At 62.9% G+C, this 18,183-nt stretch carries 22 protein-coding genes; 14 read left to right on the top strand and 8 right to left on the bottom strand.

The genetic code is table 11. The annotated features are described in order from the left end of the window. Positions 1-8 precede the first annotated feature (8 nt). Positions 9-1,112 carry a sigma-54-dependent Fis family transcriptional regulator gene (locus tag CKW11_RS09920; RefSeq protein WP_095137365.1) on the top strand — a complete coding sequence of 368 codons (1,104 nt, stop codon included), beginning with the start codon at positions 9-11 and terminating at the stop codon, positions 1,110-1,112. On the opposite strand, the gene CKW11_RS09915 is transcribed toward CKW11_RS09920, so the two are convergent. Continuing rightward, positions 1,109-1,474: an antibiotic biosynthesis monooxygenase gene (locus tag CKW11_RS09915; RefSeq protein ID WP_095137364.1), complete on the bottom strand. Its 366-nt coding sequence runs from the start codon at positions 1,472-1,474 to the stop codon at positions 1,109-1,111. The two genes, CKW11_RS09920 and CKW11_RS09915, sit on opposite strands and share 4 nt — an antisense overlap. Before the next feature lie 95 nt (positions 1,475-1,569). Here CKW11_RS09915 and soxR point away from each other — a divergent pair, with 95 nt between their 5' ends. The 5 genes from soxR to CKW11_RS09895 all read left to right on the top strand — a co-directional run bounded on the left by soxR (position 1,570) and on the right by CKW11_RS09895 (position 4,612). Further along, the gene (soxR, locus tag CKW11_RS09910) at positions 1,570-2,019 is read left to right on the top strand and encodes a redox-sensitive transcriptional activator SoxR (protein ID WP_095137363.1); all 450 of its coding nucleotides are present in this window, start codon (positions 1,570-1,572) and stop codon (positions 2,017-2,019) included. Positions 2,020-2,122: 103 nt separating this feature from the next. Next, on the top strand, positions 2,123-2,581 hold the full coding sequence (locus CKW11_RS09905; RefSeq protein WP_095137362.1) for a VOC family protein: 459 nt from the start codon (positions 2,123-2,125) through the stop codon (positions 2,579-2,581). A gap of 239 nt (positions 2,582-2,820) precedes the next feature. Further along, a complete protein-coding gene (locus tag CKW11_RS29105; protein WP_371917870.1) occupies positions 2,821-3,060 on the top strand; it encodes a hypothetical protein in 240 nt (79 codons plus the stop codon). Then, positions 2,952-3,752: an alpha/beta fold hydrolase gene (locus tag CKW11_RS09900; RefSeq protein ID WP_371917863.1), complete on the top strand. Its 801-nt coding sequence runs from the start codon at positions 2,952-2,954 to the stop codon at positions 3,750-3,752. Before CKW11_RS29105 ends, CKW11_RS09900 begins: the two co-directional genes overlap by 109 nt. After that, complete coding sequence (locus tag CKW11_RS09895) at positions 3,662-4,612, top strand: LysR substrate-binding domain-containing protein (RefSeq protein WP_095137361.1); 951 nt, start codon at positions 3,662-3,664, stop codon at positions 4,610-4,612. The genes CKW11_RS09900 and CKW11_RS09895 overlap by 91 nt, the downstream gene beginning before the upstream one ends. Before the next feature lie 126 nt (positions 4,613-4,738). Here the strand turns inward: CKW11_RS09895 and leuD are convergent, their stop codons facing one another. Both leuD and leuC read right to left on the bottom strand, forming a co-directional pair. Continuing rightward, positions 4,739-5,353 carry a 3-isopropylmalate dehydratase small subunit gene (gene leuD / locus CKW11_RS09890; RefSeq protein WP_095137360.1) on the bottom strand — a complete coding sequence of 205 codons (615 nt, stop codon included), beginning with the start codon at positions 5,351-5,353 and terminating at the stop codon, positions 4,739-4,741. Further along, positions 5,350-6,768 (bottom strand): 3-isopropylmalate dehydratase large subunit, encoded by a 1,419-nt coding sequence (gene leuC, locus CKW11_RS09885; protein WP_095137359.1) that lies wholly within the window; start codon positions 6,766-6,768, stop codon positions 5,350-5,352. Before leuC ends, leuD begins: the two co-directional genes overlap by 4 nt. A 408-nt stretch (positions 6,769-7,176) precedes the next feature. Between leuC and CKW11_RS09880 the strand changes: the two genes are divergently transcribed. The 8 genes from CKW11_RS09880 to CKW11_RS09845 are packed head-to-tail and all read left to right on the top strand — an operon-like array spanning position 7,177 to position 13,431. Then, a complete protein-coding gene (locus CKW11_RS09880; protein ID WP_095137358.1) occupies positions 7,177-8,367 on the top strand; it encodes a PepSY domain-containing protein in 1,191 nt (396 codons plus the stop codon). Continuing rightward, positions 8,364-8,906 carry a thiamine pyrophosphate-binding protein gene (locus tag CKW11_RS09875; RefSeq protein ID WP_095137357.1) on the top strand — a complete coding sequence of 181 codons (543 nt, stop codon included), beginning with the start codon at positions 8,364-8,366 and terminating at the stop codon, positions 8,904-8,906. Before CKW11_RS09880 ends, CKW11_RS09875 begins: the two co-directional genes overlap by 4 nt. After that, positions 8,903-9,244 carry a hypothetical protein gene (locus CKW11_RS09870; RefSeq protein WP_095137356.1) on the top strand — a complete coding sequence of 114 codons (342 nt, stop codon included), beginning with the start codon at positions 8,903-8,905 and terminating at the stop codon, positions 9,242-9,244. The genes CKW11_RS09875 and CKW11_RS09870 overlap by 4 nt, the downstream gene beginning before the upstream one ends. Next, entirely contained in the window at positions 9,241-9,816 is a 576-nt protein-coding gene (locus CKW11_RS09865; protein ID WP_095137355.1) for a DUF6162 family protein, read from the top strand. The genes CKW11_RS09870 and CKW11_RS09865 overlap by 4 nt, the downstream gene beginning before the upstream one ends. A gap of 35 nt (positions 9,817-9,851) precedes the next feature. Next, positions 9,852-10,781: a metal ABC transporter substrate-binding protein gene (locus CKW11_RS09860; RefSeq protein WP_095137354.1), complete on the top strand. Its 930-nt coding sequence runs from the start codon at positions 9,852-9,854 to the stop codon at positions 10,779-10,781. Beyond that, complete coding sequence (locus CKW11_RS09855) at positions 10,778-11,626, top strand: metal ABC transporter ATP-binding protein (protein WP_095137353.1); 849 nt, start codon at positions 10,778-10,780, stop codon at positions 11,624-11,626. The genes CKW11_RS09860 and CKW11_RS09855 overlap by 4 nt, the downstream gene beginning before the upstream one ends. Then, positions 11,626-12,525, top strand: coding sequence for a metal ABC transporter permease (locus CKW11_RS09850; protein ID WP_003226663.1), 900 nt, complete (start codon positions 11,626-11,628; stop codon positions 12,523-12,525). Before CKW11_RS09855 ends, CKW11_RS09850 begins: the two co-directional genes overlap by 1 nt. Then, positions 12,526-13,431, top strand: coding sequence for a metal ABC transporter solute-binding protein, Zn/Mn family (locus CKW11_RS09845; protein ID WP_095137352.1), 906 nt, complete (start codon positions 12,526-12,528; stop codon positions 13,429-13,431). A gap of 175 nt (positions 13,432-13,606) precedes the next feature. Here the strand turns inward: CKW11_RS09845 and CKW11_RS09840 are convergent, their stop codons facing one another. From CKW11_RS09840 to CKW11_RS09820, 5 genes are all read right to left on the bottom strand, one after another. Next, positions 13,607-13,831 carry an MbtH family protein gene (locus tag CKW11_RS09840; RefSeq protein ID WP_003226665.1) on the bottom strand — a complete coding sequence of 75 codons (225 nt, stop codon included), beginning with the start codon at positions 13,829-13,831 and terminating at the stop codon, positions 13,607-13,609. Between the two features lie 83 nt (positions 13,832-13,914). Beyond that, positions 13,915-15,324, bottom strand: coding sequence for an aspartate aminotransferase family protein (locus CKW11_RS09835; RefSeq protein WP_095137351.1), 1,410 nt, complete (start codon positions 15,322-15,324; stop codon positions 13,915-13,917). Positions 15,325-15,467: 143 nt separating this feature from the next. After that, positions 15,468-15,953: a GNAT family N-acetyltransferase gene (locus tag CKW11_RS09830; protein WP_095137350.1), complete on the bottom strand. Its 486-nt coding sequence runs from the start codon at positions 15,951-15,953 to the stop codon at positions 15,468-15,470. Between the two features lie 216 nt (positions 15,954-16,169). Next, entirely contained in the window at positions 16,170-17,492 is a 1,323-nt protein-coding gene (locus CKW11_RS09825) for an ATP-binding protein (protein ID WP_095137349.1), read from the bottom strand. Beyond that, positions 17,492-18,172, bottom strand: a complete 681-nt coding sequence (locus CKW11_RS09820) for a response regulator (protein ID WP_007969056.1) — start codon at positions 18,170-18,172, stop codon at positions 17,492-17,494. The genes CKW11_RS09825 and CKW11_RS09820 overlap by 1 nt, the downstream gene beginning before the upstream one ends. Positions 18,173-18,183 lie beyond the last annotated feature (11 nt).

Here is an 18,183-nt window from a genome sequence, read left to right as displayed (position 1 = left end):
CGAGCCCCATGCAACTGCTGACCCTACCGCACTCACCCGCTCTGGCGACGTCGATCCGCGCCACCGCGCAGGTCTTCGAAGATCCCAAGTCCCAGGCCCTGCTGGCGCATCTGCAGCAGGTCGCGCCGAGCGAAGCCAGCGTGCTGATCATCGGCGAGACCGGCACCGGCAAGGAACTGGTGGCGCGGCACATCCACAATCTGAGCCACCGCCGGCATCGGCCGTTTGTTGCGGTCAACTGCGGTGCGTTCTCCGAATCGCTGGTGGAAGCCGAGCTGTTCGGCCATGAAAAAGGCGCCTTCACCGGCGCGCTCAGCGCCAAGGCCGGCTGGTTCGAAGAGGCGGATGGCGGCACCTTGTTCCTTGACGAAATCGGCGATTTGCCAATGGCGATTCAGGTCAAGTTGCTGCGCGTGTTGCAGGAACGCGAAGTGGTGCGCCTCGGCTCGCGCAAGAGCATTCCGATCGATGTGCGCGTGCTGGCCGCAACCAACGTGCAACTGGAGAAAGCGATCAATGCCGGCAACTTCCGCGAAGACCTGTTCTACCGGTTGAACGTGGTCAATCTGGAACTCAGCCCCCTGCGCGAACGGCCCGGCGACATCCTTCCGCTGACCCGGCATTTCATCGAGGCCTACAGCCAGCGCCTCGGTTACGGACGGGTCAGCATCAGCCCCGGGGCCGAACAGAAACTGCGCAGCTACAGTTGGCCGGGGAACATCCGCGAACTGGAAAACGTCATCCATCACACCCTGTTGATCTGCCGCAACGGCGTGATCGAGCGCGACGATCTGCGCCTGTCGAACCTGCGCATCGAGCGCCCGGACGATCAGCAGTCGAGCGCCGACGATTCACCGGAAGCGTTGCTGGAGCGGGCCTTTCAAAAACTCTTCGAACAACAGGCCGGCGCCCTCCACGAAAAGGTCGAAGACGCCCTGCTGCGCGCCGCCTATCGCTTCTGCCATTACAACCAGGTGCACACCGCCGCGCTGCTCGGTCTGAGCCGCAACGTCACGCGCACGCGGCTGATCAAGATCGGCGAACTGGCGGTGAACAAGCGGCGACTCACGGAAAACCTGCGCGGCGAGCGCCTGATCCAGTTATCGATCTAGCCGACCAGGTTGCAATGCAGCGCATCGTCATGACTGCGGGCGATGCTGCTCAACACCTGAAATGAATTGAAGGTCACGGTCTTCGCCTGATGGGCGCGGATCAGCTGCCAGAAATCCTGCTCGCCGCTTTCAAAGCTACAGAACGCCGCCTCCCCGGCCTCGCGGCTCTGCCACTGCAGCAGGCTCAGCACCCGCCGGCCGTCGTCGCTGACCTGAACGCTGGCGCTGACAAAGCCTGCGTAGCGCTGCGCCAGATGTTCGCTCTGCTGCGCCAGCGCACAGACCAATGCCGGTTGCTGGCGCGGCTCGATCTCGAATTCGATCAATTGGGTAAAACTGCGATTTTTCGCTGAGGTTTGCATGAGAAGTCCCCACTCATCGTAAGCCGAGTCTTGCGACTCGAAGGCCTGCAGGGTAAAACCTCTAGTTAAGTCAAGGTCAAGAGCCCTTTTGCAAAATGATCACCCAGGAAAATCTGCACAAACAGCTCACCGTCGGCGAAGTCGCCGCGCGCAGCGGTGTGGCGGTGACTGCCCTGCACTTCTATGAATCGAAAGGCCTGATCAGCAGCCAGCGCAATGCCGGCAATCAGCGCCGTTACCCGCGAGCGGTCTTGCGCCGGGTGGCGTTGATCAAGGTCGCGCAACGCCTGGGCATTCCGCTGGCGGAAATCGGTGAGGCGCTGAAAATGCTCCCGGACGATCGCGCTCCGACAGCGGCGGACTGGAAAGTCCTGTCCGAACAATGGCGCCGCGAACTGGACGAGCGAATCAATCAATTGACCGTGTTGCGCGACCGGCTCACCGGTTGCATCGGTTGCGGGTGTCTGTCGATGGAGGCCTGCCCGTTGCGCAACCAAGGTGATGTGCTCGGTGATCAGGGACCGGGGGCGCATTTCCTCGGCTGACTGCTCGTCGGGGAAAAATGCTGGCCGCGCAGACAGTTCTATAGTGAATCTTCCACAAATCCGGTGGAGCCACACCCCGAAAACAAAGAACAGGGAGAACGTCATGAGCGTCAAACCCATTCCTGAGGGGTATCACAGCATTACCCCGTACCTCGGCATCCTAAAGGCTGCCGAAGCCATCGAGTTCTACAAGAAAGCCTTCGGCGCGACCCAGGTCATGCGCCTGGACATGCCCGACGGGCGCGTCGGCCACGCCGAACTGCGCATTGGCGACAGCGCGATCATGCTCGGCACACCGTGCGATCAAGGGCCGTTGAGCGATCCGGACAACGCAGTGTCGGTCGGTCTGCATCTGTATGTCACCGATGTCGACAAGTCTTTTCAGCGGGCGCTGGATGCCGGGGCGAGTGCGGTGTCGGAGGTCAAGGATCAGTTTTATGGCGATCGCAGCGGGACGCTGAAGGATCCCTATGGACACCTGTGGTTTCTGGCGACGCGCAAGGAGGATCTGACGGAAGAGCAGATCAAGCAGCGGGCGATGGAGATGTTCAGTCAGGGTTGAGATTTTCAGGGGCCGGGCTGGCCTCTTCGCGGGCAAGCCCGCTCCCACAGTGTTTTTCTGTGTGACACAAATCGTATAAACACCAGAGATCCCTGTGGGAGCGGGCTTGCTCGCGAAGGGGCCAGCCCTGACGACACACATCACACTTCATGAACCACCACACCACGCTCCAACCCTTGCCCTGAATGCCGAACACTTTCAGGATGCATCCCACCCGCACCTGAACAAGGATCAGCCCGATGTTTGCCGGATTCGTCAAAGACCAGCGCCACGTCAACGGTGTCGACATCGCCTACCGTCTCGGCGGCAGCGGCCCGGGGTTGTTGCTGTTGCGCACAAGATTGCCGAACAGTTGGCGGAGCATTTCACCGTGGTCGCCGCCGACCTGCGCGGCTACGGCGACAGCGCCCGACCGGCTGCCGATGAACAACACCGTCATTATTCAAAACGCGAAATGGCCAGGGACAACCTCGAGTTGATGCAGGCGCTGGGCTTCGCACAGTTTTCGATTCTGGCCCACGACCGTGGCGCCCGGGTCGGCCATCGCCTGGCCCTCGACCACCGCGCTGCGGTGCAACGGATGATGCTGCTGGACATCGCCCCGACCCTGGCGATGTACACACAGACCAACGAAGCCTTTGCCCGCGCCTATTGGCACTGGTTCTTCCTGATCCGCCCGGCGCCGTTGCCGGAAACCCTGATCGAAGCCGATCCCGCAGCGCCGGACTTACACCGTTCACCGAGCCAGCATTCAGCGAATACCTGCGTTGCCTGCAACGTCCCGGCAGCGCTCGGGGCATTTGCGAGGACTACCGCGCCAGCGCCAGCATCGATCTGGAACATGACCGGGCCGACATCGCTGCCGGCCATCATCTTGATCTGCCGGTGCGGGTGTTGTGGGGCGCGCAAGGCACGGTCGGGCGCTGCTTCGACCCACTCAAGGAGTGGCAGCAAGTGGCGACCAACGTCAGTGGCAATGCGCTGCCGGCCGGGCATTATCTGGCCGAAGAAGTGCCCGAACTGTTGCTCGCCGAAGCACTGGATTTCCTGCGCTGAATCGAGCCCTGTACCGCCGATGCTATGCTGGCGGCTTGTGCCGCCAGTGCTCGTTCCCACATGCCCCAGAACCAAGACCCCGTGCCCCTGCCCGAAGACCTGCGCGTGCTGCTGACCGTGATCCGCAAGAACGGTTTTGCCGCCGCCGCGGATGAACTGGGCCTGTCCCCGGCCTACGTCAGCAAACGCATCCAGATTCTCGAATCGACCCTCGGCACCCGCCTGCTGCACCGCACCAGTCGCCGCGTGTCGTTGACCGAGGACGGCGAGCGGGTGCAGCGCTGGGCCTTGCGCATCCTCGATGATTTCCAGCAACTGCACGACGATCTCGCCGACGCTCACGACAGCCCACGCGGGCGCTTGCACATCTGCAGCAGCTCCGGTTTCGGCCGCAACCATGTGGCGCCTGCGGTTTCACTGCTGGCCGAACGGCACCCGCAATTGCAGATTCGCCTGGACCTGTTCGACCGCGCGGTGGACATCGTCAACGAGGGTTTCGATCTGGAAATCCGCGTCGGCGACGACCTGCCCGGTCAGCACATCGGCCGGCAACTGGTGAGCAACCGCCGAGTGCTCTGCGCTGCGCCCGGATACCTTGAACGCCGAGGTACACCGCAGACTCTGGACGATCTGCAACAACATGACTGCCTGGTGATCAAGGAGCGCGACAACGCTTTCGGCATCTGGCATCTGGATCGCGACGGCACGCAGGAAAGCGTGCGGGTCAGTGGGCCGCTGTCTTCCAACAACGGCGAGATCGTCCTGCAATGGGCGCTCGACGGACGTGGCGTGTTGCTGCGTTCATTGTGGGATGTGAAACCGTTGCTGGAACAGGGCCGACTGCTGCCGGTGCTGGCCGATTACAGCCAGAGCGCCAATGTCTGGGCGGTGTACCCGACGCGGCTGGCCAATTCCGGCAAGCTGCGGGCGTGTGTGGAGTTTTTGCAGGGGCATTTCAAGGATCTTTCACTTTAGCGGGTTCAACACAAAACCCTTGTAGGAGTGAGCCTGCTCGCGATGGCGTCGTGTCAGTCGACATCATCATCGGCTGAATGACAGCTATCGCGAGCAGGCTCACTCCTACAAGGGTTAGTGGAGGTGTCAGGTCAGCCACGGATTGGCGACCAGGTGTTCGCGCTCGAACGCCTTGATCTGCTCACGCCGCTGCAAGGTACTGCCAATCGCATCCAGCCCCAGCAACAGCGCGGTCTTGCGCAAGTCATCAATCTGGAAATCCACTATTTCACCGTCCGCCAGATGGATCTGCTGCGTCTCTAGATCCACATGGATCCGGGCCGTTTCAGGCTGACTCACCAACCGGCCAATGCGCTGCACCTGCGCTTCATCCAGCGCGATCAGCAACACCCCGTTGCGCTGGCAGTTGTCGTAGAAGATCCCGGCGAAACTGCTGCCAATCAGCGCGCGAATGCCCATTTGCTGCAACCCCCACACCGCGTGTTCGCGGCTGGAACCGCAACCGAAATTCGCCCCGACCACCAGAAAACTCGCGCCCTGCCAGGCTGGCTGGTTCAGCACGAATTCAGGGTTGGGCGTACCGTCGGCAAGAAAGCGCAGATCGAAAAACAGTCCACGATCCAGCCCCTGACGGTCGATACCCTTGAGAAACTGCTTGGGCATGATTACGTCGGTGTCGACGTTGGCCGCAAGCAGCGGCGCGGCCTGGCCGCTGACTTGCGTGAACGGTTGCAGACTCATGGGCGTTCTCCAAAGTGGCGGATGTCGGTGAGGTGGCCGCTGATCGCGGCGGCGGCAACCATCGCCGGGCTCATCAGGTGGGTGCGCGCCCCGGCGCCCTGGCGGCCTTCGAAATTACGGTTGGTGCTGGAGGCGCAACGGTCGCCGGGCGCGAGCACGTCATCGTTCATCGCCAGGCACATCGAGCAGCCGGACTGGCGCCATTCGAAACCGGCGTCGATGAAGATCTGCGCCAGCCCTTCAGCCTCGGCCTGCGCGCGGACCTCGCTGGAGCCGGGCACGATCATCGCCCGCACATGCCCGGCCACCCGCCGCCCACGCACGACGCCGGCAGCGTCACGCAAATCCTCGATCCGCGCGTTAGTGCAGGAGCCGATAAAAGCGTGACTGATGACGATATCGCGCAGCGCCATTCCCGCCTCCAGGCCCATGTATTGAAGAGCGCGGCGCATGTCCTGACGCAGGATCGGATCGTCGATACTTTGCGGATCCGGCACTTGCGCACCGATCGGCGCCGCCTGATCCGGGCTGGTGCCCCAGGTAACCATCGGTTCCAGCTTGCTGGCGTCGAGGTGGATTTCGCGGTCAAACACCGCGCCGGGATCGCTGCGCAGTTCACGCCACTTTCCCACGCCCCGCGCCCACAGTACGCCTTGTGGTGCGCGGGGTTTGCCGTTGAGATAAGCAAAGACTTTTTCGTCCGGCGCCATGAACGCACCGCGTGCACCGGCTTCTACCGCCATGTTGCAAATGGTCATCCGCGCCTCGACGCTCAGCGCATCAATGGTCGAACCGCAGAACTCGATCGCATAGCCAGTGGCGCCCGATGCACCGATGCGGCCGATCAGCGCCATGATCACGTCCTTCGACGTCAGCCCCGGCGCCAACTCGCCATCCACCGTCACGCGCAGGCTTTTCAGGCGTTTGTAGACCAGCGTCTGCGAGGCCAGCAAGTGCTCGATTTCCGAGGTGCCAATGCCAAATCCGAACGCCCCCAGCGCACCGTACGTGGTGGTGTGGCTGTCACCGGCAGCGATGACCATGCCCGGCAGAATGAAGCCCTGCTCCGGGGCGATCACATGCTCGATGCCCTGACGTTTATCGAGAATGTCCAGCAGTTCGATGCCGAAGTCCCGGCAGTTCTCCGCCAGATACGACACCTGCCGCGCACCGCCGGCATCAGGCATCGCCGCCACCCGTTTGGGGGTGGTCGAGTTGACGTGATCGACCACCGCCAACGCCGTACCCGGCCGCCAGACCTTGCGCCCGGCAGCACGCAGACCGCTGAACGCCTGCGGGCTGGTGTATTCGTTGATCACCTGGCGATCGATATACAACAGCACATGGCCCTGATCGTCGAGGCGGCACACGGTGTGCGAATCGATGTGTTTGTCGTAGAGGGTTCTGGGGCTCATCAGGGCGCTCGCTCAAGGGAATGCGGTGCTTTCCATCATAGGGAGCGCTTTGATGGCATCAATTGGCAGGCAGTGAGAGCGGCGTTCATGAATCGTGTTTGATCGGCTGATCAATGATTGCCCCGGTGGGAGCGGGCTTGCTCGCGAAGGCGTCGTGTTAGTCGACATCAATGTTGAATGATCTACCGCATTCGCGAGCAAGCCCGCTCCCACAGGGGGGGGGTGGCGACTGGGGGGAATTGCGAAACATTTGCTTTCATATCGTCTTTCGGGATTTGCCCGGCTCATCCGTCCTATATAGATGCAGGCCGTTCGCACAGGCAACAGCCACGACCGCGCCTTTCACGGACACCCGCGCTGCGAAGCCCGTAGCCACGTGTCCTTTCATCGAAATCAAGACGCGCAATCATGTCGAAGAAATCCCGTTCCAAACTGTGGTTCCTGGTGCATAGCTGGCTCGCGCTGCCGATCTGGTTTTTTGTCCTGATCGTGTGTGTCACCGGCACGCTGGCGGTGGTCAGCCAGGAAATCGTCTGGCTGGCCAACCCGCAGATGCGCGCCAGCCAGCCATCGGATGACGCACCACGGCTCAGCTACGATCAGGTGCTGGCCGCGATCAAACAGGCCGAACCGCAGACGCTGGTGGAAAGCATCAGCCGTCCCGACGAGTCGCACTTCGCCCTCGATGTCGAAGTCAGCTACCCCGACGGCCGCTCGCAGACGGTCTACGTCAACCCGTACACCGGGGTGATCCAGGGCCCGGCGCCGGACTTCAACTTCAAGGCGTTCACCCGCGCCCTGCACGGCTGGTGGCTGGTGCCGTTCACCAACGGTTTCAGCTGGGGCTGGTACCTGGTGTCGTTCCTCGGTCTGCCAATGCTCGCTTCGCTGGTGACCGGGCTGGTGGTGTACAAGCGCTTCTGGAAAGGCTTCTTCAAGCCCACCCTGCGTTTTCGCCACGGCGCGCGGATCTTCTGGGGCGACTTCCATCGACTGAGCGGCATCTGGTCGATCTGGTTCATTGCGGTGATCTCGATCACTGGCACCTGGTTTCTGATCCAGGCTATTCTGGCCGACAACCAGGTCTCGATCAGCAGCGAACCGATCATTCCTGCCATGTCCCGGGAAAGCGTACCGATGTCGAGCGACGCGAGCCCTCCCCCACGGATCAGCCTCGATCGCGCGGTGCAGATCGCCGAACAGCACATCCCCGGGCTCGAAGTCAGTTTCGTCAGCCTGCCGGGCAATGCCTACAGCCACTTGAGCGTTGGCGGGCGCGGCTGGTATCCACTGATGTTCCAGACCGCCACGCTCAACCCGTATAACGGCGACATGGCCGCCACGCGACTGCTGACCGACCGTTCCTCGCTGGAGTTTGTCACCGAGTCGATGCGCCCACTGCACACCGGTGATTTCGGTGGTCTGTGGATCAAACTGATCTGGTTCTTCTTCGGCCTGCTGCTGAGCATGATGGTGCTCAGCGGCCTGTTGATCTGGACCAAGCGCACCGCGCTGGCCACCGCCAACGCCCTCAAGCGCGAGAATAAAAAGGCCCGCAGCCCCCGCGTCAGCCGGGAACCGGCGGAGGTCAGCCTGTGAGCCAGTCCAATCGCACCGCCCAACCGTCCGCCCTGCGCCGCTTCTGGCACAAATGGCGCTTTCATCTGAACGCCCTGTTGCTGCTGATTCCGTTGGGCTTCATGCCCAAGTACTTCGCCGACGCCGCGCTGTTTCGCGGTGACGTCGGCCTCGGTGAGCATGAGGTCGGCGAAATCCAGGTCGGCCCGTGGAGCCTGCGCCTGGCCGAACTGCGCAACGAAGCGCCGCGCCTGAGTGGCCCCGCCGGCTACATGAAGGACTTCAATGCCGCCCTGTGCGACGCCTGTGTCGAACAGGTCAAAGCCACCTACCTGCGCATCGGTAAACCGCGCAGCCTGCGCGCCGCCGGGGTGATTTTCTTCGGCACCCCGTATCGCATGGGCGCGCAATTGCCGGTGGCGGAAAAGACCAAAGCCGATGCCGAACTGTGGATCACCATGGAAGGCTGGGACGGCAGCATGCACCAGGCGTCGATTCCCCTGAGCCAGGCCTCCCCCGCGACCCTCGCCTGGCTGAACCAACAAGGAGCCAAACCATGAACCGCGTTCAACGCCCTTCCCGCCTGCGGTTGCGCGCCGCGTTGCTGATGCTCTGCGCAGGTTTCAGCGCCGGCGCCCTGGCCCATAACCCGATGTGCGAATGCCAGGCCGTCGATGCCGAGCAGATCAAATGCACCGGCGGCTTCTCCGACGGCAGCGGCGCACCGGGGGTGACCCTCGATGTGATCGGTTACGACGAAACCATCCTGCTGCCGGGTAAGCTCGGCGCCGACTCAAGCCTGACCTTCAAGAAACCGGCGGCCGAGTTTTATGTGCTGTTCGACGCCGGCCCCGGCCACGTCGTGGAAATCGACCAAGCCGACATCGAGGCACCATGAGCACGCCCACCACCCAAGTTGTCCGCCCGGCCGGTGCCGGGCATGAAACCCTTAACGTTCTGCTGTTGTGCTTGCTGATCCTCGCGGTCGCCGGCTCGGTGGTGGCATGGCGCGGGGTGTCCCATGAACCGGAGCCGATCGCCAGTCATCAGCTCGATGCGCGGCGCGATCTCAGCGCTGCCGAGCAAGGCATCTATGCCGACCTGCGGGTGACCCTCGATGAAATCCGCTTGCTGCGTGAGGAACAGCAAAGCCTGCCGACACCACAGACCCTGGCTGAAGAAGGTTTCGCCCCGTTCGCGCAGGACGCCAGTTCGGTCAGCCGTGGCGGGCATGCCTGGCAATTGCTGGCGGACACGGCCTATTTCGGTCACAGCCAGGCGCCCGCCGTTGCCGGTTCGTTCGTGATGCGGCTGAGCGCCGACGCCACTGCCGCACCGGATATCTGGCTCAACCGCGCCGCCGATCTGCGGACGCCCGCCGAACTGACCGACGCCGCGCTTTCCGCCGCTGGCTGGAAACAGATCGTCGCGCAGTTCGATGCCGGCGTGACCCGCGAGCATCGCCACTGAACCTTCGCCTTCACCCGAGAGAAGACCGCTTGCCCATGCTTATTTCACTGACTCGCCGTCCCCTCCTGCGCACCCTGCTGTTTGGTTTGTGCGCGTGCCTGCTGAGCCCGCTGGCCAGCGCCGAACCGGGCAAACGCCTGCGCATCGGCATCACCCTGCACCCGTATTACAGCTATGTGGCGAACATCGTCGGCGACAAGGCCGAGGTAGTGCCGCTGATTCCCGCCGGTTTCAACCCGCACGCCTACGAGCCACGCGCCGAAGACATCAAGCGCATCAGCGGGCTGGATGTGATCGTGCTCAACGGGGTCGGTCATGACGACTTCGCCGACCGGATGATCGCCGCTAGCGAAACGCCGAACATCAAGACCATCGAAGCCAACGAAAACGTGCCGCTGCTGGCCGCCACCGGCACCGCCGCGCGCGGCGCCGGCAAAGTGGTCAACCCGCACACCTTCCTGTCGATCAGCGCTTCAATTGCCCAGGTCAACAACATCGCCCGCGAGCTGGGCAAACTCGACCCGGACAACGCCAAGACCTATACCCAGAACGCCCGCGCCTACGGCAAACGCCTGCGGCAGATGCGCGCCGATGCGCTGGCCAAACTGACCCAGGCACCGAACGCCGAACTGCGCGTGGCCACGGTGCATGCGGCTTATGACTATCTGCTGCGCGAATTCGGTCTGGAAGTGACGGCCGTGGTCGAGCCGGCCCACGGCATCGAACCGAGCCCGAGCCAGTTGAAAAAGACCATCGACCAACTGCGCGAACTCGACGTGAAGGTGATTTTCTCGGAGATGGATTTCCCCTCGACCTACGTCGAAACCATCCAGCGTGAGTCGGGCGTGAAGCTGTACCCGCTGTCGCACATTTCCTATGGCGAATACAGCGCCGACAAATATGAGAAGGAAATGACCGGCAACCTCGACACCGTGGTGCGGGCGATTCAGGAGTCCGGGGCATGACAGCAAAAGAAACCCTCTCTGACAACCCGCCATCCCCTGTGGGAGCGGGCTTGCTCGCGAAGGCGTCCGGTCAGTCAGCATCATTATTGAATGAACCACCGCATTCGCGAGCAAGCCCGCTCCCACAAGGGGGAAATGGGCCGACTCTGGATTTTGCGGAGGTCAGCCTGACGCTCGGGCGCACCACGATTCTCGACAACGTCACCTTCCAGGTGCAACCCGGCCACGTGCACGCCCTGGTCGGCCCCAACGGCGGCGGCAAGAGTTCGCTGATCAAGACCCTGCTCGGGCAGATGCCGCATCAAGGCCAGTTGAGCCTGCACTGGCCCGCCGAGCCCGGCACCATCGGCTACGTGCCGCAGGCGCTGGAGTTCGATCGCGGCCTGCCGATGACCGTCGACGATTTCATGGCCGCCATGTGCCAGCGCCGCCCGGCGTTTCTCGGCCTGAGCAAGCACTACGCCAAGGCCATCGGCGAGGCGCTGGAACGGGTCGGTATGCAGGACAAACGCAAGCGGCGCATGGGCGCGTTATCCGGTGGCGAACGGCAGCGCGTATTGCTCGCTCAAGGCCTGATCCCGGCCCCGCAATTGCTGGTGCTGGATGAGCCGATGTCAGCCCTCGACGAAGCCGGGATCCAGGTGTTCGAACGCCTGCTCGGCGATTGGCGCGCCGCTGGCATCACCGTGCTGTGGATCGAACACGATCTGGAAGCGGTTAAGCGTCTGGCCGACCGGGTCACCGGTCTCAACCGCCGCGTGCTGTTCTACGCCACGCCGCAACAGGCACTGACTCCGGAACGGCTGCTGAGTCTGTTTTCCACCCATCCACGGAGCGCGGTCTGATGAGTTACGAAGCCTTTCGTCTGATGGTTCAGGGCTGGGCGTCGTCCGGTTACCTGCCGGAAGCGCTGGCCTACGGCTTTGTGGTCAACGCGCTGCTCGCCGGCCTGTTGATCGGCCCGGTGCTCGGCGGCCTCGGCACGCTGGTGGTGGTCAAGCGTTTTGCGTTTTTCTCCGAAGCGGTCGGGCACGCAGCACTGACCGGCGTGGCCATCGGCATTCTGCTCGGCGAGCCCTACACCGGGCCGTACGGCAGCCTGTTCGGTTACTGCCTGCTGTTCGGCATCCTGCTCAATTACCTGCGCAACCGTACCGGCCTGGCGCCGGATACCCTGATCGGCGTGTTTCTCTCGGTGTCGCTGGCGCTCGGCGCGAGCCTGCTGTTGATTCTGGCCGGCAAGATCAACGTGCACATTCTGGAGAACGTGCTGTTCGGTTCGGTGCTCACCGTCAATGGCAATGACCTGCTGGTGCTGGCTATCGTCGGTTCGCTGGTCATGGCCCTGGCGTTGCCGCTGTACAACCGGATCATGCTGGCCAGTTTCAACCCGCAACTGGCGGCGGTGCGCGGCGTGGCGGTGAAGACCCTGGATTACCTGTTCGTGATTCTGGTGACGCTGATCACCGTCGCGGCGGTAAAGGTCATCGGCGCGATTCTGGTCGGCGCGTTGCTGGTGATTCCGGCGGCGGCCGCGCGTTTGCTCAGCCAGTCGCTCAAGGGCTTCTTCTGGTGCTCGGTGCTGATTGCTACCGTCAGCACGCTGTGCGGGATTCTCGCGCCGATCGTCTTCGATCTGCCGATTCCGTCCGGCGCCGCGATCATCCTGGTCGCCGGCATTGCCTTCGCCCTCGCCGCCATTGCGCGCGGGGTTGTCCCGAGTCTGAAAGGGAATCTTGGATAAATGACTTTCTCACTGCGAAAACTGACCTTGGCCATGGCCCTGTGCGGCGTGGTCGGCAGCCCGTTGCTGGCGGCTGAAAACCCTCAACCGCTGCGCGTACTGGCCTCGTTGCCCATCACCTATGGCCTGGGCGAAGTACTGCTCAAAGGCACCGACGTCAGCCTCGAACGCGCGGCCCCGGCGAATCTGCCGGGCAGCCGTCAGACCGCGTATTTCACCGGTCGCGGTGCGCCGGCGCTGGGCAAACTGGCAACCGATGCCGACGCGGTGATCGGCATACGTTCGCTGTGGGCGGATGATCCGCTGTACCCGATCGCACGGCGCAGCAACATTCGCATTGTCGAGGTCGACGCGGCGCGCCCGGTGGACGGCGCCCTGCCAGGGATCGCCGTACAACCGGGGCTGAAGGTCGATGGCTTGAACAGTCATCCATGGCTGGCGAGCAACAACATGGGGCGCATGGCTGATGTGATCGCCGCGGATCTGGTGCGCCTGGCGCCGTCGGCCAAACCGAAGATCGAGGCCAATCTGGCGGCGCTGAAACAGCGCCTGCTCAAGCTCAGCGCCGACAGCGAAGCGCGTCTGGCCGAGGCCGACAACCTCAGTGTGCTGAGCCTCAGCGATCACTTCGGTTATCTGATCGGCAGCCTGAATCTGGAGCTGATCGGTCAGGATCCACGGCCTGATAGCGAGTGGACGGTGCAAGAGCTGAAGCAACTCACGGCGACGCTCAAGGACAACGACGTGGCGCTGGTGCTGCATCATCGTCAGCCGTCGGAAGCGGTGAAAGCGGCGATTGCCGAGTCGGGGAGTCATTTGCTGGTATTGAGCACCGATGCCGAAGATCCGGTGGCGGAGCTGGAGGGGAATGTCGATTTGCTGCTCAAGGGCTTGAGTGGGGCGTAGTTTCAGTTACACCGCGTTATCGTTCTTCGCGAGCAGGCTCACTCCTACAGGTGAATGCATTTCAAATGTAGGAGTGAGCCTGCTCGCGATGAGGCACTGCCATGCAACACAAATGCCAGCCATGAAAAAACCCGCTGCCTGTCACCAGTCCAGCGGGTTTGTTTTGTCTGTCGGATTACTGAGCAGCCGCCTGCCCTTCCATCTTCTGGCGCAGGCTCAGCGGACGCATGTCGGTCCAGACTTCTTCGATGTAGGCCAGGCATTCCTTTTTCAGGCCGCTCTTGCCCACGGTGCGCCAGCCCTCCGGCACGGCTTTGTAATCCGGCCAGATCGAGTATTGCTCTTCGTGGTTGACCACGACCTGAAAGAGGATGTCCTCGCGGTCGAATACTGACGTCATGCTGGTTCTCCATCGTTGTAAGGGTGGGCTGCACCTGGGGTGCAGCCGGGTATGTAGAAAGAACGTTCGGCGCTGCGAAAAATTTACTCGGCGGTGGCGGCGGCCAAGGCCCGGCCGAAGATCTCGGCGACGCGGTCGATTTCGGCGGCGGTGATCACCAGCGGCGGCAGGAAGCGCACCACCGCGCCATGCCGGCCGCCCAGCTCGAGAATCAGCCCGCGCTTGAGGCATTCACGCTGCACCAGCGGTGCCAGACGCGCGAACGCGGGTGGATGACCGAGGGCGTCCGGCGCGCCGTTCGGGTCAACCAGTTCGACACCGAGCATCAAACCACGACCGCGGATGTCGCCCAGTTGCGGGAAGTCGCGTTGCAGGATGCGCAGGTGTTCGCTCAGGCGTTCGCCCATGGCGGCGGCGTGTTCGCAGACCTTGTGCTCAAGCAGATAACGCATCACCGCGGAACCGGCGGCCATCGCCATCTGATTGCCACGGAACGTGCCCGCATGGGCGCCCGGTTGCCAGGTGTCGAGCCAGTCGCGATAAACCACCACCGCCAATGGCAGGCTGCCGCCGATGGCTTTGGACAACACCACCACGTCAGGGACAATGCCGGCGTGTTCGAAGGCAAACATTTTGCCGGTGCGGGCGAAACCGCTCTGGATCTCGTCGACGATCAGCGCCACACCGGCCTTCTCGGTGATCCGACGCAAGCCGCGCAGCCACTCGATATCGGCCGGGATCACCCCGCCCTCGCCCTGCACCGCTTCGACGATCACCGCCGCCGGTAACTGCACGCCGGCCTCAGGATCGTTGAGCAGGTTTTCCAGGTAACTCAGGTTGGCTTTGACCCCGGCCGCGCCGCCGAGACCGAACGGGCAACGGTAGTCGTAAGGGAACGGCATGAATTGCACACCGTTGCTGAGCAAGGCGCCCAGCGGCTTTTTCGGCCCCAGGCTGCCCATCAGGCTCAAGGCGCCCTGGCTCATGCCGTGATAACCGCCGGAGAACGACAGCACGGTGCTGCGCCCGGTGGCGGTGCGCACCAGTTTCAGCGCGGCTTCCACCGCATCGGTACCGGTCGGGCCGCAGAACTGGATTTTCGCCTCGGCCGCCAGTGCTGGCGGGAGTAAACCGAACAGGTCCTGGACGAACTGATCCTTCACTGGCGTGGTCAGGTCGAGGGTGTGCAGCGGCAGCTCATCGGCCAGCACTTGCTGGATCGCCTCGATTACCACCGGGTGATTGTGTCCCAGCGCAAGAGTGCCGGCGCCAGCCAGGCAGTCGATAAACGTACGACCTTCAACGTCTTCGACATACAGGCCTTTGGCACGCTTGAGTGCCAGCGGAATGCGTCGCGGGTAGCTGCGGGCGTTGGACTCCTGCTGACTCTGCCGGGCCAGCAGCGGTGACTCGTTGAACTGATACAGAACTTCGGCCGGCGCGGCAGTGATCCGGGCCGACGACTCTTCGATAAGGCTGGTGGCGACTGACATCTCTCGACCCCTCAATACGCTATGGATAGTGACCAAAACAGCACACCGCACAGGTGCGCGTTCCGGTCGCGGGGCGCACATGCAGGTTTTCCTGTTCTGGAAACGCTTAAGCGGGGCGAGGATTTAGACCCTTGATCGAGATGTCAGCCAGGCAATGGCAACAACTTGTGCAGCGTAACGCGGTGCAGGCCCTGATCGCTGGCGGGTAGCGCCGAGTCGCAGTAGCCCAGATGTCGATAAAAAGCTGCGCCGGTGCGTGTGCTGGCGATGCACGCCCGCGCCACACCGCGAATCCGCAGCCAGCCTTCCAGTTCGCTCATCAGGGCGCGGCCTGCACCACGGCGAAACCATTCCGGCTGCACATGACAAAAGCCGATGTCGCCGCTACTGGTCACCATGCCGACACCCACCGGTTTGTCCTGCAACAAGGCGATGTTCAGGTAGCAATGCGGGTCGGCAAGGCGCGCGCTGATGATGTCGGCGGATTGCCGGTCAATCCAGTGGCTGACCAGTTGCGGATCGTTGCGGTGATCAAGCACACAACCGACGCGAATCGAACGCTCGATGATGCGACTGATGAGGCCGGCGTCGGCAGGTTTCGCCGGACGAATGCAGATCGTTGCTTCCATGGCGCGTTCCCTCAATCCATTGAGTCAGAGCAGCCCAGACCTTAACGCCGCCATTGCCAAATCACCAACGCACAGACGTTACATTTGATGTGCCACACCACAAATCCCAATTGTGGGAGCGGGCTTGCTCGCGAAGGCGTCCGGTCAGTCGATACGTCGCTGACTGGCACGCCGTCTTCGCGAGCAAGCCCGCTCCCACAGAGGATTTTTGCCGGTTCAGGCAGGTTGCAGCGGCATGGTCAGCTCGACGCGCAAGCCATCCGGACGGCTGTCGAAATGCAGGGTGCAGGCGCAGCGCTGGACGATGGCTTGCACAATGGCCAGGCCGAGACCGCAGCCGGTACTCTGGCCGTTGCGCCAGAAGCGTTGGGTCAGGTGCTGCAGATCTTCCGCCGCAATCCCCGGCCCGTGGTCGCGCACCACAAAACGGGCGCGCTGACCGACGGTTTCCAGACTCAGCTCCACCTCAGCGTCCGCCGGGGTATGGCGAAGGGCGTTGTCGAGCAGATTGCGCAACGCGGCAATCGACAGCACCGCCGGCATTTGCACCGGTGCGCTGGAGAGCTGCTTGGGCAATTGCAGTTTGATGCGCTGACGCTCGCCGCCGGCCGCATCCTGCATCGCCAGTTTCGCCACCTGTTCGGCGCTGCATTGCACGCCGTCATCGAACGACAGACTGCCCTCGACCCGCGCCAGCAACAGCAGTTGCTCCAGCGTGCGATGCATGCGGTCGGCGCCCTCTTCGGCCCGTGCCAGCGACTGATCGCGGGCACTGCCTTCGGTCATGCGTGCCACTTGCAGGTGGGTCTTGATCGCCGTCAACGGGCTGCGCAGTTCGTGGGCGGCGTCGCCGGTCAGGCGGCGTTCGCGTTCGATGGTCTTGCCGATGCGCTGGAACAGCTGGTTCTGCGTATCGAGCAACGGTTTCAGTTCGCTGGGAAAAGATTGCAATTGCAACGGTTCCAGCGAGTCGGCATTGCGTCGCATCAGCGCCTCGCGCAGTCGATTGAGCGGCGCCAGGCCCTGACCGATGCCCAACCACAACAGGCACAGACAACCGAGCAACGCTACGCCGACCGGCACCGAGGCCGCCAGCAGGATCGACATGTTCAGCGCTTCGCGTTCGATCTGCCGATCGGCCGTGGTGATCCGCACGTCGCCCCGCGCGAGAGTGAAACTGCGCCACGGCGCGCCATCGATCATCTGATCGTGGAAGCCCATTTTTTCCGCTTCGAGGGTTTGCTCGGGGCTGCTGTGGCTGCGGGCCAGAATTTCCCCGCGCAACGAACTGACCTGACAGGCCATGCCACCGGGAATGTTCAATTGTTCGGCACTGAAATGGGTGCCCTCGCCCTTGCTCGGCAGCGCCGGCAGTTGTTCCAGCAGCCCGGCGACCATGCGCGCCGAGGCCACCAGCCGCTGGTCAAGGGAAAACATCATCTGATTGCGCAAGTCGCTGAGCATCCAGGCCGCGGCCAGCGCCCAGATCAGGGCGAACGCGGCGCCGAGGGTCAGACTCAGGCGCAGACGCAGACTCATCACTTCTGTTGCTCTCCACCATCGGCCGGCCCGAGGCGATAACCCAGACCGCGCACGGTTTCGACGATGCCCTTGCCGAGTTTGCTGCGCAGGTGATGGATATGCACGTTCAGCGCGTTGCTCTCCAACTCGTCATTGAAACCGTAGACGCTGTCCTTCAACTGCTCGGTGGACAGCACCCGGCCACGGTTGTGCAACAGCGCCTGCAACAGCGATTGCTCGCGGCGCGACAAGTCCACCGGTTGCCCGGCCAACGTGGTTTCGCGGCTGCTTGGATCGTAGGTCAGTGCACCGTGTTCGATCAGGTTGACGCTGCGCCCGGCGACCCGGCGCAGCAAGGTTTGCAGACGCGCGAACAGTTCACGCAGATCGAAGGGTTTGAGCAGGTAATCGTCAGCCCCGGCCTGCAAGCCATCGACCCGGTCAGTGACCGAGTCGCGTGCGGTCAGGATCAACACCGGAATTTCCAGGCCCTGCTGACGCAGTTGTTGCAGCAACTTGAGGCCATCTTCGTCGGGCAGGCCGAGATCGAGCACCATCACGTCGAATTCGGCGACCTTGAGCATCGCCCGTGCTTTCGAGGCGGTGTTGACGTGCTCGACCGTCAGGCCCTGCGCCGTGAGACCGGCAACGATACCGCTGGCGATCAGTTCATCGTCTTCGCAAACCAGTACGTGCATGATCAGTCCCG

Origin of the sequence: Pseudomonas sp. Irchel s3a10 (assembly GCF_900187525.1) — a bacterium.
Classification (GTDB): domain Bacteria; phylum Pseudomonadota; class Gammaproteobacteria; order Pseudomonadales; family Pseudomonadaceae; genus Aquipseudomonas; species Aquipseudomonas koreensis_G.
Note: the sequence above shows the minus strand (reverse complement) of the source record. Positions and strands in the feature narration are given on the sequence as shown.